The sequence below is a fragment of the Streptomyces sp. NPDC002958 genome, from assembly GCF_055563255.1.
The window spans coordinates 1-14,881 of sequence record NZ_JBVHDS010000033.1 but is presented as its reverse complement, the minus strand read 5'-3'; the positions used below and the strand labels follow the sequence as shown (position 1 = coordinate 14,881).

Annotated in this window: 16 protein-coding genes and 2 pseudogenes; 9 read left to right on the top strand and 9 right to left on the bottom strand. The window is 68.0% G+C overall.

All coding sequences use genetic code 11. From position 1 onward, the window contains the following. Positions 1–28 precede the first annotated feature (28 nt). Positions 29–748, top strand: coding sequence for an IS6 family transposase (locus ACZ3IC_RS31345; RefSeq protein ID WP_467421759.1), 720 nt, complete (start codon positions 29–31; stop codon positions 746–748). A 276-nt stretch (positions 749–1,024) separates the two neighbouring features. On the opposite strand, the gene ACZ3IC_RS31340 is transcribed toward ACZ3IC_RS31345, so the two are convergent. Beyond that, the gene (locus ACZ3IC_RS31340) at positions 1,025–1,165 is read right to left on the bottom strand and encodes a hypothetical protein (RefSeq protein WP_467421757.1); all 141 of its coding nucleotides are present in this window, start codon (positions 1,163–1,165) and stop codon (positions 1,025–1,027) included. A gap of 365 nt (positions 1,166–1,530) precedes the next feature. Here ACZ3IC_RS31340 and ACZ3IC_RS31335 point away from each other — a divergent pair, with 365 nt between their 5' ends. The 3 genes and pseudogenes from ACZ3IC_RS31335 to ACZ3IC_RS31325 all read left to right on the top strand — a co-directional run bounded on the left by ACZ3IC_RS31335 (position 1,531) and on the right by ACZ3IC_RS31325 (position 3,928). Further along, positions 1,531–2,715 (top strand): sensor histidine kinase, encoded by a 1,185-nt coding sequence (locus ACZ3IC_RS31335; RefSeq protein ID WP_467421839.1) that lies wholly within the window; start codon positions 1,531–1,533, stop codon positions 2,713–2,715. Then, positions 2,703–3,318 (top strand): annotated as a pseudogene (locus tag ACZ3IC_RS31330) (response regulator transcription factor). The gene ACZ3IC_RS31335 and the pseudogene ACZ3IC_RS31330 overlap by 13 nt, the downstream one beginning before the upstream one ends. A gap of 397 nt (positions 3,319–3,715) precedes the next feature. Further along, positions 3,716–3,928, top strand: a complete 213-nt coding sequence (locus ACZ3IC_RS31325) for a hypothetical protein (protein ID WP_467421754.1) — start codon at positions 3,716–3,718, stop codon at positions 3,926–3,928. Between the two features lie 129 nt (positions 3,929–4,057). Here ACZ3IC_RS31325 and ACZ3IC_RS31320 read toward each other — a convergent pair whose 3' ends face one another. From ACZ3IC_RS31320 to ACZ3IC_RS31295, 6 genes and pseudogenes are all read right to left on the bottom strand, one after another. Then, positions 4,058–4,813, bottom strand: coding sequence for a hypothetical protein (locus ACZ3IC_RS31320; RefSeq protein WP_467421752.1), 756 nt, complete (start codon positions 4,811–4,813; stop codon positions 4,058–4,060). A 34-nt stretch (positions 4,814–4,847) separates the two neighbouring features. Further along, entirely contained in the window at positions 4,848–5,423 is a 576-nt protein-coding gene (locus ACZ3IC_RS31315; RefSeq protein ID WP_467421751.1) for an SMI1/KNR4 family protein, read from the bottom strand. A 230-nt stretch (positions 5,424–5,653) separates the two neighbouring features. Beyond that, positions 5,654–5,779 (bottom strand): annotated as a pseudogene (locus ACZ3IC_RS31310) (helix-turn-helix domain-containing protein); the annotation flags it as partial. A gap of 88 nt (positions 5,780–5,867) precedes the next feature. Then, positions 5,868–6,251: a hypothetical protein gene (locus tag ACZ3IC_RS31305; protein WP_467421749.1), complete on the bottom strand. Its 384-nt coding sequence runs from the start codon at positions 6,249–6,251 to the stop codon at positions 5,868–5,870. 67 nt (positions 6,252–6,318) lie between these two features. Then, positions 6,319–6,708, bottom strand: a complete 390-nt coding sequence (locus ACZ3IC_RS31300; RefSeq protein ID WP_467421745.1) for a hypothetical protein — start codon at positions 6,706–6,708, stop codon at positions 6,319–6,321. Further along, positions 6,705–7,082 (bottom strand): hypothetical protein, encoded by a 378-nt coding sequence (locus tag ACZ3IC_RS31295; protein WP_467421742.1) that lies wholly within the window; start codon positions 7,080–7,082, stop codon positions 6,705–6,707. Before ACZ3IC_RS31295 ends, ACZ3IC_RS31300 begins: the two co-directional genes overlap by 4 nt. Positions 7,083–8,188: 1,106 nt before the next feature. Between ACZ3IC_RS31295 and ACZ3IC_RS31290 the strand changes: the two genes are divergently transcribed. The 4 genes from ACZ3IC_RS31290 (at position 8,189) to ACZ3IC_RS31275 (ending at position 11,948) form a co-directional block, all read left to right on the top strand. After that, the gene (locus ACZ3IC_RS31290) at positions 8,189–10,096 is read left to right on the top strand and encodes an SMI1/KNR4 family protein (protein ID WP_467421740.1); all 1,908 of its coding nucleotides are present in this window, start codon (positions 8,189–8,191) and stop codon (positions 10,094–10,096) included. Positions 10,097–10,471: 375 nt separating this feature from the next. Then, entirely contained in the window at positions 10,472–10,837 is a 366-nt protein-coding gene (locus ACZ3IC_RS31285) for a relaxase domain-containing protein (protein WP_467421738.1), read from the top strand. After that, on the top strand, positions 10,786–11,280 hold the full coding sequence (locus ACZ3IC_RS31280) for a hypothetical protein (RefSeq protein WP_467421736.1): 495 nt from the start codon (positions 10,786–10,788) through the stop codon (positions 11,278–11,280). The genes ACZ3IC_RS31285 and ACZ3IC_RS31280 overlap by 52 nt, the downstream gene beginning before the upstream one ends. Next, entirely contained in the window at positions 11,238–11,948 is a 711-nt protein-coding gene (locus ACZ3IC_RS31275) for an IS6 family transposase (RefSeq protein WP_467421836.1), read from the top strand. Before ACZ3IC_RS31280 ends, ACZ3IC_RS31275 begins: the two co-directional genes overlap by 43 nt. Before the next feature lie 330 nt (positions 11,949–12,278). On the opposite strand, the gene ACZ3IC_RS31270 is transcribed toward ACZ3IC_RS31275, so the two are convergent. Both ACZ3IC_RS31270 and ACZ3IC_RS31265 read right to left on the bottom strand, forming a co-directional pair. Continuing rightward, positions 12,279–12,644: a hypothetical protein gene (locus ACZ3IC_RS31270; RefSeq protein WP_319734220.1), complete on the bottom strand. Its 366-nt coding sequence runs from the start codon at positions 12,642–12,644 to the stop codon at positions 12,279–12,281. Next, positions 12,641–12,904, bottom strand: coding sequence for a hypothetical protein (locus ACZ3IC_RS31265; protein WP_467421732.1), 264 nt, complete (start codon positions 12,902–12,904; stop codon positions 12,641–12,643). Before ACZ3IC_RS31265 ends, ACZ3IC_RS31270 begins: the two co-directional genes overlap by 4 nt. A 138-nt stretch (positions 12,905–13,042) precedes the next feature. Here ACZ3IC_RS31265 and ACZ3IC_RS31260 point away from each other — a divergent pair, with 138 nt between their 5' ends. After that, positions 13,043–14,449, top strand: coding sequence for a hypothetical protein (locus tag ACZ3IC_RS31260; protein ID WP_467421730.1), 1,407 nt, complete (start codon positions 13,043–13,045; stop codon positions 14,447–14,449). The last annotated feature ends 432 nt before the right edge of the window (positions 14,450–14,881 follow it).

Below are 14,881 nucleotides of genomic sequence, written 5' to 3'. Positions count from 1 at the left end.
TGGTTGATCGTGCGGGAGGGGTTCACTCGTGTCGTCCGCGTCGTCGTCGTACAAGGGGCACCGGTACCCGGTGGAGATCATCGCGCACTGCGTGTGGCTGTACTTCCGTTTCCCACTGTCGTTCCGTGAGGTGGAGGAGCTGATGCTGCAGCGCGGCGTGATCGTCTCCTACGAGACGGTCCGCCGCTGGTGCGCCAAGTTTGGGCAGGCCTACGCGAATGGGCTACGCCGCCGCCGGCCCCGGCCCGGGGACGAATGGCACCTGGACGAGGTCTTCATCAAGGTCAACGGCGAGCATAAGTACCTGTGGCGGGCCGTCGACGCCGACGGCAACGTCCTCGACATCCTCGTCCAGAACCGGCGGGACAAGGCCGCGGCAAGACGCTTCTTCCGCCGCCTGATGCAGAAGACCCGTACGGTGCCGAGGGTGGTCGTCACCGACAAGCTCCGTTCCTACGGCGCGGCGCATCGCCAAGTCATGCCCTCGGTGGAACACCGCTCGCACAAGGGCCTGAACAACCGGGCGGAGAACAGTCATCAGCCCACCCGGCAGCGCGAACGCGCCATGAAAGGCTTCCGCAGCGTCGGCGGGGCCCAGCGGTTCCTGTCCGCGTTCAGCGGCATCTCACCCCACTTCCGCCCTCACCGCCACCTGATGACAGCCCCCGACCACCGAGCCGAGATGACCGTCCGCTTCGCCATCTGGGACCAGATCACCGGCGTCACCGTCCTGCCCACTGCGGCGTGACCCAGGCCCCCCGCGCCCCGACCCCTCCACGCCCTGACGCGCCCTCGATCGATCAACACCTCACCAACGTGACAACACCTCAACAACTACTTCTCCGTCGCCTGGTCGGAGGTGTTCCCGTGGCTTTCCTCCCGCAACACCACGCATGCGTTCCTGATCAGCTCGGGCGTGTCCCTCCCGTGTACACCTTGCTGACCTGCGTCGGCACAACCGCCGGGCCTGACGACGCGTCGGGCGCCGCGCGGACGACTTCGCGGCGGCTGAAGGCGGCAGATCTCATCGACGGCTCCGCAGACGGCGCACGACCAGCGCGGTGACGCACACCGCGGTGACCCCGCCGAAGGCCAGGTGTACCCAGCTGCCCGCCGCACCGTACGAAACCACCATGTTGCCGATCACGCTGGTTACCAGGGCCACCCGGAGCAGGACGCCGACAACGTCCGCAGGGCTGATGTCGGCCTGCGCCCCGTCCCGGCTTTCGGCCGGGGGAGGCGGTAGGGGTCCGTGTGCGCCACGGGAGCTCCTTCCAGAGGTCTGCGGTGTCATCGACGCTACGGACCGGTCTTTCCCCGGCCCATCCCTCGTGCTGCCGAATCGGTGGTACAGCAGGCTGTACCACCGGCACCGGCCATGTCGGCCCGGGCATAGGGTGGTTGGCACATCCGGAGGGCGAGGCGAGGAGGAGCGGGGTGACCATCCAGCAGAACGTCAGGGCCGACGACCGGGCCGGGTCCGGTGCGACGGGCTTCGTCAAGGACGTCGTCGGTGCCGCCTCCGCCGCGCTGGGACAGCTCGCGAGCGGCTTCGGTACGGCCCTGCTCGCGCTGGCCGTCCTCGGCTGGCTCGCCCTGACGGCCGCGGCCTGCCTGGTGGGCATCGGCCTGCTCGTCGCGCCGGCCGGGCTGCGCGCCCTGCACGCGCTGGCCGGCCAGGAGCGCGACCGGCTCGGCCGCCACGGTGCCGGGGTCGTCGCCCCGGACCCACCGCCCACCCAGCTGCGTCTCGCCCTCGTCGATGCCACCACCCGCCGCGAGGCCGGCTGGCTGGTGACACACGCCACGTTCGGCCTGTTCCTCGGCCTGCTCGGCATGCTGCTGCCGATCGCTGCTGTCCGCGACACCGCCTTCCCACTGCTGTGGCCGTTCGCGCCTGTGGATGCCAAGAGCACCGCACTGGGGTTCGGAACCGCGGAATCCTGGCTGGATGCCGCCGCAGTGTCCCTGCTCGGCGTGGGCTGGATCGCCATCATCCTCGGCCTGGGCCCCAGTCTGGCCCGGCTCCAGGCCTGGCCCGGCGTGCGCCTCCTGACGGCCGGGCCGGACACCGATCTCTCCCTGCGCATCATTGAGCTGACTGCGACCCGGACCGCTGCGCTGGACGCCCACGCCGCCGAACTGCGCCGTATCGAACGTTCCCTCCACGACGGCACCCAGAACCGCATCGTCACCGTCACCGTGCTGCTCGGTGCTGCCCGCCGTATGGTGGCCCGCGACCCGGCCGGCGCCGATGAACTCATCGAACGCGCCCAGTCCGCCGCCGAACAGGCACTGGCCGAATTACGGACCGTCGCTCGCGGCATCCTGCCGCCCGTGCTCGCCGACCGCGGCCTGGCCAACGCGCTCTCCGGGCTGGCCGCACACTGCGCGGTGCCCTGCCGGACCGACGCCCGTCTGCCGGAGCGGTGCGCCTCCTCCGTCGAGGCGACCGCCTACTTCGTGACGGCCGAGGCCCTCACCAACATCGCCAAGCACAGCGGCGCCGCCCAGGCCACCGTCACCGTCCGAAGCCGGGGCGGCCGACTCCTGTTACGCATCGAGGACGACGGCCGGGGCGGTGCCGACGAGAAGGGCGGCTCCGGCCTCACCGGCATCCGTCGCCGCGTCGCGGCCCATGACGGGACTCTTCACCTGACCAGTCCGCTCGGCGGACCGACAACCCTTGAGGTGAATCTTCCATGCGGATCGTGATAGCGGAGGACGACCCATTGCTGTGCGAGGGCCTCGCTCTCTTGCTGCGCGCGGAGTCTCTCGACGTGGTGGCCAAGGCCGGAACGGCCGACGAGGCGCTGGACGCCATCGACACGCACCGGCCCGATGTCGCCATCCTCGACGTACGAATGCCGCCCACCCACACCGACGAAGGCATCCGCGCCGCCATCGAGGCCCGGCGTCGGCACCCCGGTCTCGCCGTCCTCGTCCTCTCCGCATACGTCGAGCAGACTTTTGCCACCGAACTGCTCACCGGCGGCATCAGCGGTATCGGCTACCTTCTCAAGGAACGTGTCGGACGGTACCGCCGTCGACCCCGAAGTCGTCGCGCAGCTGTTCACACGCTCACGCCGGGACACCCGGCTGGAACGCCTCAGCCCACGTGAGGAGGACGTACTCGCCCTGATGGCTGAGGGGTTGGGCAACAGCGCCATCGCCGAACGGCTCGTCGTCACCGACGGTGCCATCCACAAACACATCCGCAGTATCTTCGCCAAGCTCGACCTTGCGCCCACCCGGCAGGTCGACCGGCGCGTTGCCGCCGTGCTGCACTACCTGGAGGACGCTCGCCGCCGGGTCTGACACCAGCCTCTTGCCCAGTTCTTGGTGGTCGTGGCGGTGCATGCTGCGACTCGTGGATCTTGGTGGAGAAGGACCTCGGTGATTTCGTGGCAGAGGGCTTCACGTCCCTGGCGCGCAAGGACCGGCGCCGGCAAGGGGCGAGCTCAAGCGGGCAGCGCATCACCACTGTTCAGGAGGTCGGTGTAGACCTCTGCCGGAGTGCGGTAGCCATGGACTTTGCGGAGACGTCGCCGAGGAACCGGAGTCTTGGCCATCCCGCGATCTGCTCCGGCGACCAGTACAGAGCCGGTTTCGCCTCCACCAGCGCCCGCAGACCGGGCTGTTGGGCGAGCTTGCCTGCTAGCCGTGGTCGGGCGATTTCATCGACTGCGATACCGGCCTGCTCGGCTACTGGTGCATGGATGAGGACCCCGGCATGCACTACGAGGACGAAGGCGGGCTGACCTTGTCGGCCTGGCTGGGGCGGTTCGTCGAGGCGCTGGGGGCAGGGACAGGGCCGGCGACGCCGTCGGCCGGCCACGGCACCGTTCCGGGGATCTCGGACGGTCGGCTGGTGTGGGCCGATTCTCGCGACGTACGTGCGCCGGGCTGGTCACCGGTGCACCAGTGACGCTCGCCCCCGCAGGGCCTGTCGACGATCACGCGATTTCGTGAACGTCGACAGGGCCGGAGCTGAACATGGCGCGCTCTTCCACGAGAGAAGAGCGCGCCATGTCACGACTTGATGCCCGTGCTGCTGCTACGGGATGTGGTCAGGGTCGATGTCGGTGATCTCGCAGGTGACGATGTCCTGCTTGACGGCTTCACCGCAGCCGATGTCGGCCATGGGTGTGTACACCCAGTATCCATCGCGGTCCAGTAGACGGTGTGCCTTGGCGAAGGCGCCGAACGGGCGCATCGAACCGGAGTTGACGCTCAGCGCCATGGACGACCGGCCGCACTTGACGTTGCCCCAGTCCGGCTCGGGGTATCGCCCGTCGTCGCGGAGGTGGATCTTGCCGTCGCTTCCCTTGCCCTCGTAGGTCTGGACGCACTCGTCGCCCTTGCCCACGGCGTACGAGTTGATCCCCGACGGAATCATGGTGGCGGGCATGCCACCGGACTCGTACGTGGAGTTGAAGGAGAACTCGTCGCACGAGGGTTTGTCGCCCGTCTTGTACTGCTTGGCGGCCTCGACGGTTTTGCCGTGCGGCTCCCACCCGGAGTCACAGATCACAGCGCGGTTCTGGCGGGCTCCCCGGTCGGAGGCATTGCGCTGGTTGTCCGCATACTTCGCGTTTCGCGACATCGGCAGGTAGTGCAGCGGCTGGTCCGACCACATGCCCGGGTACGTTCCCGTCCGCTGACCGATCTTCGCGGTGATCAACCAGATGTGCGCAGCGGCGGCAGGGAACTCATTGCCCTTGATCACATAGCCAGGCACATATTCGGGGAACACACAGCCGGGCGGCAGGCCGATGGCGGCGAAGTCGCAGCGCACCTTCGACGCCCACACGTTGTCCCCGGACGCGCCGGCGTCGGTGTCGTCGTCAATGGGAGCACCCGGTCTCGAGAGACGTGGCGATCGCCTCCATGAGCAGCGGCAGGGAAGTCCACATCTCGTGTGATAAGCGCATAATGCCTTCCGCGGCCTCGGCTTCGTGGACGCGCCCCCGGTCGATCTCGGGACGGTGGTCCAGTACGAGGCAACCCCCGCCGACGTTCCGCGCGATGGGGATCAACTGCGGATGTCCGTACAGGAGGCTGCTGACCCCGATCTTCATGAAGTCGTACTCCGCCTCCTCGCCTTCCTCATCCGCCGTGCGCTTGTCGTAGAATCCGGTGAAAAGTTGCCACGCGGCCGCTATCTCGCGTGCACTCATCGGTCTGTAGAACCCTGGCAGCAGCGAGCCCCGCTGATCGAGGAGACCGTCGTGCCGCAGCAGCGACATCACCAAGGGCTTCAGCAGGGGCCGGCCGATGACGCGTTCGGTCGCGGCGATGTCCGCCGGATCCGCGGGCGGCGCCAGCGCGGCATAGGTCGCCGGGGCGGCATAGGTCGCCGGGGCGTGCTCGGCCAGCCAGTTCTCGATTCGCGTCCACGACTCACTGATTGGTGCGGTCATGGCACGGCATCCTGCCACCTGGTACTGACAACCTCCGGGGAACACCCAGACTGTGGCCGTGCCCCCGATACATCCGACTGGAGCCGTCTCCAGGCCGTGCGAGGGGACTCCACGATGACAGGCGACGACACCCGCCGACCGCTAACCCGCAGGCCAGAAGGGCGGCGGCTGGAGTACGTGCAGGTCAGAAAGGTGCCGCGTCACTTCTTCGGCTACTGATCGCGCTCGATGGAGCACAGCGCCTCGCGTCCGCCCGTCCTCCAGCTACGGCGCCACCCGTAGACCGACTTCTCACTCACCCGTAACTCCCGTGCGATGCACGGTACTTCCCCGTCCTCCTCGAAGAGGTCAACGGCCCATACCTCCTAAAACCGGCGCTCCGGGAAGCTGTCCTATTTCCGTCCCCGTGGTCTGGCCGTGCCCGTGAGGCAGGCACAGGTGTAGTCAGCCCCAGTCGGCGTTGATCCACGCGAGCAGGCGGGCGCGCTTCTTGTAGGAGCAAGGAGCGTAGACAGCGCCGGACGTGGCGTACGTTTCGGACCCGCCCCGCAGGTCGTGCCCGTAGTCGCTGGGGCCGTATTCGCCGTCGCGGTAGCCGTCCATGTCGTCGGCCCAGTCGAGGAGACCGAAGTCGAGGTTGAGGTTCTCGAGGTACCGGTTGGGGTCGGCCGGTTCTACCGGTGTGGGACGACCGTCCGCCCCGGCGGTGAGCAGGTCTTCGAGGCAGCCGTCGGAGCGCACGGGCTGGCCCAGCCACCACCCGGCCAGGAACACGGCGTACAAAGTGGTGGCGGCGCCGAGGCGGCGCAGGGTTATCCAGGCAGGCATCCGGGGAGTGTCGCACGACACGAGGCCGACGCCCGCGTCGGCGGCCACCCCGGGCCACACCGCCTCTCTACCGCCAGTGGCCCTCGAACCACGCTCGCATGCGAGGGCGTTCGCTCGTGTCGTTGGTGCAGGCGACGGCGTAGGAGACGACCGTCTGGGACAGCCTGTCGTCGGCGCCCCCACGCGGGTTGTAGGGGGTTTTGTAGGCCGGGTCCGGCGTCGGGTCGAGCGGGAGGGGGGACTTCGAGTCGTACCGTGACGGGTACGCCGTCGGCGCCGGAGTGGGTGTGGGGGATGGTTCGGTTTCGTACTCCTCGGCAATCCGGTCGAGGGCGGCCTGGTCGACGTGGCATTCGGGGGTGACGGGCTGACCCAGGTACCAGCCCGCAACGAACATGCCGTAGATCGCGGCGGCGGCGCCGAGGCGGCGCGGGGTGACCCAGCGGGGGGTGTTCACCGGCGGCCCCGTTCCAGAACACGGGCGGCGTCCCGTAGTGCCTGGACAGCGGCTTCGGCGTCCTTGGCCCGGCTGTCACGGATGAACCGGCAGGCGGTCGAGAGTGTCTCCTCCCGCATGGCGGCCTCATTCCCCATGGTCGCGGAAGAGCCGGTGCACACGCCGGGCAACGGGTCCCCGGTCATGGACTGGTTCCCGGTGCCGTGGCGGGGGCCGACCGAGTGCTCGACGACGATGTTGTCCGGGTCCGCGCTGCCGCTCTGGTCGGCGGCGAGGGTGAACCCGGCGCCGAACGCGGCGGCGGTGAAGACCGCCCCGATTCCGAGGGCGGCGCGGAGGCTGACCCGGCGCATGTCGGGCGGTGTTGTGCTCATGCCGAAGGACCCTACCCGCAGGTGTAGACCTGTCTGCCAGTATGTGTGCCCCTCGACATGTGGCCGGCGCGGGTGTCGCGGGAACAGGCCGTGCGGGGCTGAACGGCATGGGGTCCGAGGAGTATCCGAGCACGGATCACCGCTACGGCGTTCAGTTTCCTGAACGCTTCGGGCGCCCTGGTCAGTGACGGCCTTGGCCGAACGGGTTGTACGCCTCGAAGGGGTCCTCGTCGGTTTCCCCACGCCGTCGGCGCTCGGACTGTACGAAGTCCACGCGAGTTCCCCCTGCTGCGTGTAGCGCCAGGGCGTTCCGGTGCGGTCGCAGTACTCGGCGTCCGCCAGGTCACGCCGTGCTTGCGTTCCAGCTCCCGCATCGACATGCCGCCACGATGGTCACGCCGAGGGTACAGCTCGAGCTTCGACATCTGCGGCATGACCAGCACCTTTCACCAAGACCATCTCGATGCCGCCCTGGCAAGAACCTCGGTGTCCCAAACTCTCGACATCACCCATCCGTGGATTGGGGTGCCTCCCGAGAACGGGTTCTGGCTCAACTTCTGTGGTGATGGGCCGGCGGTCAGTGGGTCCGGTCGGCGCAGTCGGGAAACCCGCAGGTCAGAGAAATGGTCCGGCGCGGAGATGGGCGGGTAAGGCCTGGCATCACGGAAGTTGTGCCAGAACCCGAGAACGGACAGCAGTTGTGCAGCGCTATGGGAGGCACCTGGGCGCCCAACCTGAATCGAACAGTTCACGAGTACGAGTTTCGACAGCGCCGGTGAAGCGGGGGCCATCATCGCTCCGAGTCTCGGGTGCTGCGCTCAGTCCCACCAGCCGTCGCCGGTGTCCTGTGCAGTTGAAGGCCGCGCCGCTGGGCGCGGGTGACCAGCGGGACGAACTGTGAATCTTCACGCCGTACGGCGAGGTTGTGCAGACCTTCCTTTCGTTTTCCTCACCCGGGGCCGCACTGCTTGTGGCCTTCGGCTCGACCGTCCAGGTGTCGTGGGACGCGAGAACGTCATCGGGTTGGCCATGAGGAGTGTCGGTAGCCGCCCCATGCCGACAGGCATTACAGGGCAGTGTCAGCGGCGGATGGCAGCATCGGACGCATGACGAATACGACAGCGTTCCACTGGCGGCCGTTCCTGCTCAGATGGAGCGGGGAGTGGTCGGATTCCCTACCCGATGATGAGACACGGAGTGAGGAGGATGAAGCCGCCCGGCAGGTTCGATGGTTGGGGTTCCCACCCGCGACCGAGGAACGGATCGCAGCCATGGAGGAGCGCCTCGGCCGACGGATGCCCCCGTCGTACCGGGAGTTCCTCAAGGTCAGCGACGGGTGGCAGCACGCCGGCGGGTTCGTCTGGCTGTTGGCGGGGGCCACGGACGCGCGCTGGCATAACAACGAGTCGGGGCTCGCGGACATGTTCGAGGAGTACTTGGACGAGGACGCCGGACCCGCCGAGCGGCGGGATGCGGACATCTGGCGGCGCGGGCTGCAGCTCGAAGTGGAGTCCGACGCCACCCGCGTGCTCATGGATCCCGAGGACGTGGACGAGAACGGCGAGTGGGCCGTCTACACGTGGGCGAGCTGGCGGGCCGCACCGCCCGCGCGGTACGCAAACTTTCGTGAGTTCATGCGGGACATGTTCCGGGAGTTCCACAGCCTGCGGGCACGCCGGGCCGACGGGGAGTCGGAGTTCGCCAACGACACGACGCGAGAGCTGGACGCCCTGGTGGAGCAGGCCCGACTGGAGGCGCTGCGCGGCGGCTGGGAACGGGCCGAGCACGCGCTGGACGAGGCGAAGGAGTACGGCAGGCCGCGGGTCGTCGGGCTGGGTGACCAGATACGCCGTCTGCTCGGACAGACCTACATGGTGTACTTCGAGGACGTGGTGACCGACCCGCGGTATGCGCCCGAGCTGCTGCCGGCGCTGGTCGCCGGGCACGCGGCGCACTCGTACAGGGACGACTCCACGCTGGTGTTCCACCTGCGGGGAGCCGGTGACGACGTGGTGTCGCTGGCCTACGCGACGCTGGAGCAGGTGCGCAACGGTACGTATCGGTACACGGCGGCCGGACCGTTCGGGGAAGCGGTCGAACGGGCACGAGAGCTGGCGCGGTGGGGCGACACCGACGGGGCATGGCGGACGCTGATGGACGCTCTGCCGGTATGGCAGCCGCTGGGCCCCGACCACCTGGCGCCGCTGGGGTGGGTGGCAGACCCCGTGCTCGGCCCCCTGCTGACCCCGGAACGGGGCCGCGAGCTGCTGTCCACCCCCAGGGGCGGACAGGCGGGTGAGGCACCGAGCCAGCCGGCTGGCCTCGACCCGGACAACCTGGCGTGGCTCGCGGCCCCGGACGCCCTCGACAACCTCACGTCCTACCGGTTCGTCCTGGTCGAAGGTGTAGAGCCGGAGGACCTGCCCGGACGCCTCGCGGACGGGAACGAAGCAGCGCTGGACGATCCCATGACTTCCCACGAAGCGCGCCACCGATTGCTCCGCGGACAGAGGGAGTTCTCGTCCTACGACGACAAGGCCCTCATGGCGGTCGGCCGGGCCGGCACCCGTTGGAGCTTCGCCTTCGACAGCGACCCTGCGCATTTCGACCCGCAGCGGTTCGTCTCCCCGGCCGCGGCCGCCAGCGCGGGCACCCGCGCAGTGGTCGTGTGGAGCGGTCTGAGGACCCGGCGCGGGGAACCGTTCTTTCACCTTTCCGTAGCGCAGGACGGTACCGAGCAGTACGCCTTCACGTACGCGGACGGAGAGACACACCGAACCGGACAGATACCACCGGCACTGGACCCGGACCGGTTCTTCGGCTCCCGGGAGGAGGACACCGAGGCGGAACGGTCGCTGCTGGAGGCCGTGACCGGCGAGTTCGGTGTCCACCTGCCGCGCCACGCGATCACGAACGGACGGCTGCACACGTTCACCACCCGCTCATGGATGCGGCCGCCGGGAAACGGGGAGACCTACGCCGTGATCAGCATGAACTGGGATGCCGCACGCTGACGGACAAAGCACCCTTACCCCTTCCGCGCCGCCACTGCCCCACTGACATCCCCGGTGACCAATGTCCAACCCCACTGACATCTCTCTGCCCAACGGCACCAGGCCAGATGAAAGATCGAACTGCACTGCGCAAGCTCAGACGAAAGGTAGAGCTGCAGAACGAAGAGTTCACCGTCGCAGGACAGCTCGGTTCGTCTGGTGGCGGTGGTGGGTGGTGTGAAGGGCCGCCGGAGAGCGATGACACTCGCTCGCGGCGCGGTGCCCCTTCCCGCCTGACGGGCACTCAGGAAGAAAGTTCGGCCGCTGCTCCCGCCTGACCGGACGTACGGCTGATCGGCCTTTTACTGCAGTTCAGGGCCGTGTGGCATGGCCTGCATGATGGATATCGCGCTGATCACCGCCGGGCAGATGCACCGCTACTACATGCGCCAGGTCCTCGTCGGCGACGGCCGCCGACCGGCCCGCAAGCCACTTCGGAAGGCGCAGCAGGACGCCGGTGTTCCGGCCGGGCGCTGGATGGGGCGGGGCCTTCCCGCCCTTGGTCTCGCGCTCGGTCAGGAGGTGACCGAGGCGCAGCTGCGCTCCCTGTTCGGCGAGGGCCGGCACCCGGACGCCGACCGGCTCGTTGCGCCAGGGACCGGGTGGGCGGGCGAACCTGGTCGCGGGCGTTCCCGGGAACCGACGTCACAGTGGACCTGGGCGCGGAATGGGTCGCGCCCGAGCACCACACCGCGATCCTGAACGAATACGCGCGCTACGGCATCGAGCTGGCGGATGCCGAGGGGACCGAGCGCGACCTGTGGCTGCTCGAGGGCGACGTGCTTCACGGGACGATTCCCTTCGACGGGGCCGAGCGAGAGGCGTTCGACGCATTCACGACCGGACTCGCCGCGCTGGCTGCCGCGCCGCCGTTCACGGCGCCCGAGGGAACCGATGTCCCCCTCGCCGACCTGCTCGCAGGGCTGCCGCCGCGGGTCGCGGGTGCGTTCGCGGCGTACGCGGCGTCCCTGATGGGGGCGTTGCCCGCCGAGTACTCCGCGCTGGCTGTCATCGAGGACCTGGCCGGGCGCTGTCATGTTGGCTGGCAGGGTGAGATGATCTTCGGGTTGATCGCTGGTGGAGGGGATCGTCCGTGGAGGGCATGTCGCCGTCGTACAAGGGTCACCGGTACCCGGTCGAGGTGATCTCGTACTGCGTGTGGCTGTACTTCCGGTTCCCGCTCAGCTTCCGTGAGGTCGAGGAGCTGATGTTCCAGCGCGGCGTGATCGTCTCCCACGAGACCGTCCGGCGATGGTGCCGGAAGTTCGGGCAGGCCTACGCCAACGCGCTGCGCCGCAGGCGCCCCCGGCCCGGCGACAAGTGGCACCTGGACGAGGTCTTCATCAAGATCAACGGCGAGCTGAAGTACCTGTGGCGGGCTGTGGACCAGGACGGCAACGTCCTGGACATTCTCGTCCAGAGCCGGCGGGACAAGGCCGCGGCCAGGCGCTTCTTCCGCCGTCTGATGACGAAGACCCGGGCGGTGCCGCGGGTGATCGTCACCGACAAGCTCCGCTCCTACGGCGCTGCCCACCGCGAGGCGATGCCGTCGGTCGAGCACCGTTCGCACAAGGGCCTGAACAACCGGGCCGAGAACAGCCACCAGCCCACCAGGCAACGCGAACGGGCGATGAAAGGCTTTCGTTCCGTCGGTGGAGCGCAGCGGTTCCTGTCCGCGTTCAGTGGCATATCACCCCACTTCCGGCCCCGCCGCCACCTGATGACCGCCCCCGACCACCGACTCGAGATGACCGTCCGCTTCGCAATCTGGGATCAGATCACCGGCGCCACTGGCCTGCCCACCGCTGCCTGAACCCAGGCCGGCACCCGGCACCACCACGCCCCGACACACCGTCAGACACCCACGCACCCAACAACGTGACAACGCCCTTCGGAGAGCCGGCCGACGCCCGCCGATGATCCGGAATCCTGACCCGGCACCACGGGAAGGGCATGTTGGACTGGATAGCCGGGCGAGTTGAGGCACATCCTCCCCTCCACGGCATGAGGAGGGAGCGATGAAGATGAGGCCCACAGACGCACCTGGACACCGGCGTCCGCCCCTCTGCGGCAAGCCCCATGATCGTTCTTGACTGGCAGGCCTATGCCGCACCGCGGCTGGCGGGTCTCCGCGGCCAGTGGATCAGCTCGTCCAGGTCTTGATCTGAGCGGCGACCTCCCGCACGGGGAGCCCGTCCCGGGCCGCGCGAGCCAAGGGAAGAACGGTGTCCAGACCGGGGCTCACCGGGAGGCCGCACGCAGACAGGTAGGCCGCAGTCACCGTGGCCGCGAACAGCAAGTTCCTCACCTCCAGGCTGGGGTTCCGCGCCAGCTCGCACAGCAGCGCCGCGGCCTTGTGATGGGGCTCGGGGTAGACCTCACGGTCGAGGACCTCCGCCCGATGACGTGCTTCTGCTGCAACCGGCACGCCGTAGTCGACGACCTGGGGGTCTCCCGGAATCTGCTGTGCCACTGCCAAGATCCAGGCGAGGTCGATTCGGAGGTTCACGCGGCGTCCCTCGGCGCGGTCTCCGCCAGTCCCTCCGGGAGTCCGGGGTAGCGGTCCTCACCGACCTCCGCCTCGAACCCGTCCGCGTACGCGGCCAGGAACGCCGCGGCACCGGCCATGAAGGCGGCGCGTGACTGGTTCACATCGGCCTCGATCAAATCGGCCACGTACCCCTGAAGGCTCAGGCCGCGGCGCTTGGCCCGGTCCTCGGCGGCTGCCTTTACAGCGTCGTCCAGTCGGATGTTCGTCTGTTTTCCCATACCCACCACCGTAGCTAGGTATCGGTATCGGCTGCTAGCAATCGGACAGACGGGCCACACGCTGCGCTGCCGCGCCGGCTGCCCTGCGGCGGGACGGCACCCCAGCCCATCACGGTGAACTCCCGACGAGGTGGGATCATGGCTTCGGTTCCCGCCATCGGGGGACGGGCGCGCCGGGAGGGCAACATGATCGACCTTGAAGAGCACGTGAACCGCGTGTTCAATCCGGACCTGCGTCCCCTGGTTCGTGAGGCGTACGGCTGCTACGCCTCCGGATCCGCCCGCGGCGCGATCGTCCTGACCTGGACGGCCGTCTGCGCCGACCTCATCGCCAAGGCCCAGATCCTCCACGAAGAGGGCGAGAGCCACGCCCAAGACTTGGTCGCCAATGTGGAGCTAGCCCAAAGCAGCGTGGAGTCCGAAGCGATTCCGATCATGCTCGCCCTGGAGAGGACCCTGCTCGAAACCGCGGAGAAGCTCGAGCTGATCGACTTTATCCAGCGCAAACAGCTGGAGAGAATCCGCGACGACCGGCACCTGTGTGCCCACCCGTCCATCCGGCCGCTCGGCGAGCTCTACGAGCCGACGACGGAGTACGCCCGCGCGCACCTCACGGCCGCGCTGGAAGCCGTTCTCATCCATCCCCCGAGCCAAGGCCGCAAGATCGTAGGCAGCTTCCTCAAGCACGTCGTGGACCCCGGCTTCATCTACGACACCGAATACCTCACCCATACCTTCTTCGACCGCGTCCGCCCCAGCGCCAGGTCCAAAGTCGTCGAGGCTGCCGCCAAGTTCGCCGTCCTCGCGATCCAAGACCCCGCGATCAAGATCAAACCGGAGAAGTTCGCCGACCGCATGGCCAAGTGTCTGCGCAGCTTTGCCGAACGCGACGCCGACCTCGTCAAGAAGGCCGTGGCCAAACAGATGGTCCGCCTCGAGAAAGCCGAACCCGCCGTGCAGCTCCAGGCTCTCGGCCGGCTCGGCGACCTCCCCGCCTTCTGGGCAGCCCTCGCCACACCCGTACGCAACCTCCTGAATGCGAAGATCGAGAGAATCGGAAGTCGACTGCAGTTCAACGGGATCACGACCGCGGAGGCCAAGGCCCTGGCCCTGGTCGCCCACCCCGAGCTCCGCACAACGCTTCCCGCCCTCATCGAAGCGTTTCCCAAGCTCTGGGTCATCCCCCGCGCCCAGATCATCGGACAACGGCCCGATCCATACTTCACGTCCTTCCTCTCGGCGCTCCTAAAGGATGTGAATTCCTACGACAGTGGCCAGGAAGTCGCTGAGAAGGCCGTCCTTCCCTGCGCCGGATTTCTGTCCTGGCCGGTACTCGAGCAAGTGCTCACGGAGTGGAACGAAAATCCCCAATGCTGGGGCCGCGCCATGCCGGGCTACCTCGTCGAGCTCTACACCCTCACAGGCCACCTCGGCGACGAGCGCAGGAGTCTATGGGCGCCCATTCTGGAAGAGGTCCGAGGAGACGAGCGGCTCTTCAACCTCATCGCCGCCGGCATCGGCTCAACCGAGCCCTCCACCGACTGACGGCAGGCCGAGGTAATCCGAACCGGGACCCCACTGCCCGGTTTCGGCACAGACCACGTCATCGTGGTACCCAACCTAATCCGGTATTAGCGGTGCTCGGTGGCCGGGCAGCGTCGGGTGAAGACACCTATTCCCAACACGGTCCTTCAGGCCTTCCGTGAGAGCGGTGCTTCACGGCACATCCTGGTCACCGCAGTGCCGCCGAGCGTTGGCGGTCACGTGGGCGCCGGGCGGATGCCTTCGTCTGACCAGGCGTTGATGCCTTGAAGCAGATCGGTGGCGTTCTGCGTCCTCGTGACCGTCAACACTCCCGCCTTGATCACTCGTTGGTGTTGGTGGCAACACCGTTGCGTTAGCGCCGTGGGCGGCTATTGAGGCCGTGGGTGAAGAATGCGACGGTGGTGTGGACGGTGTAGTTCTGGGCCTTCTGAG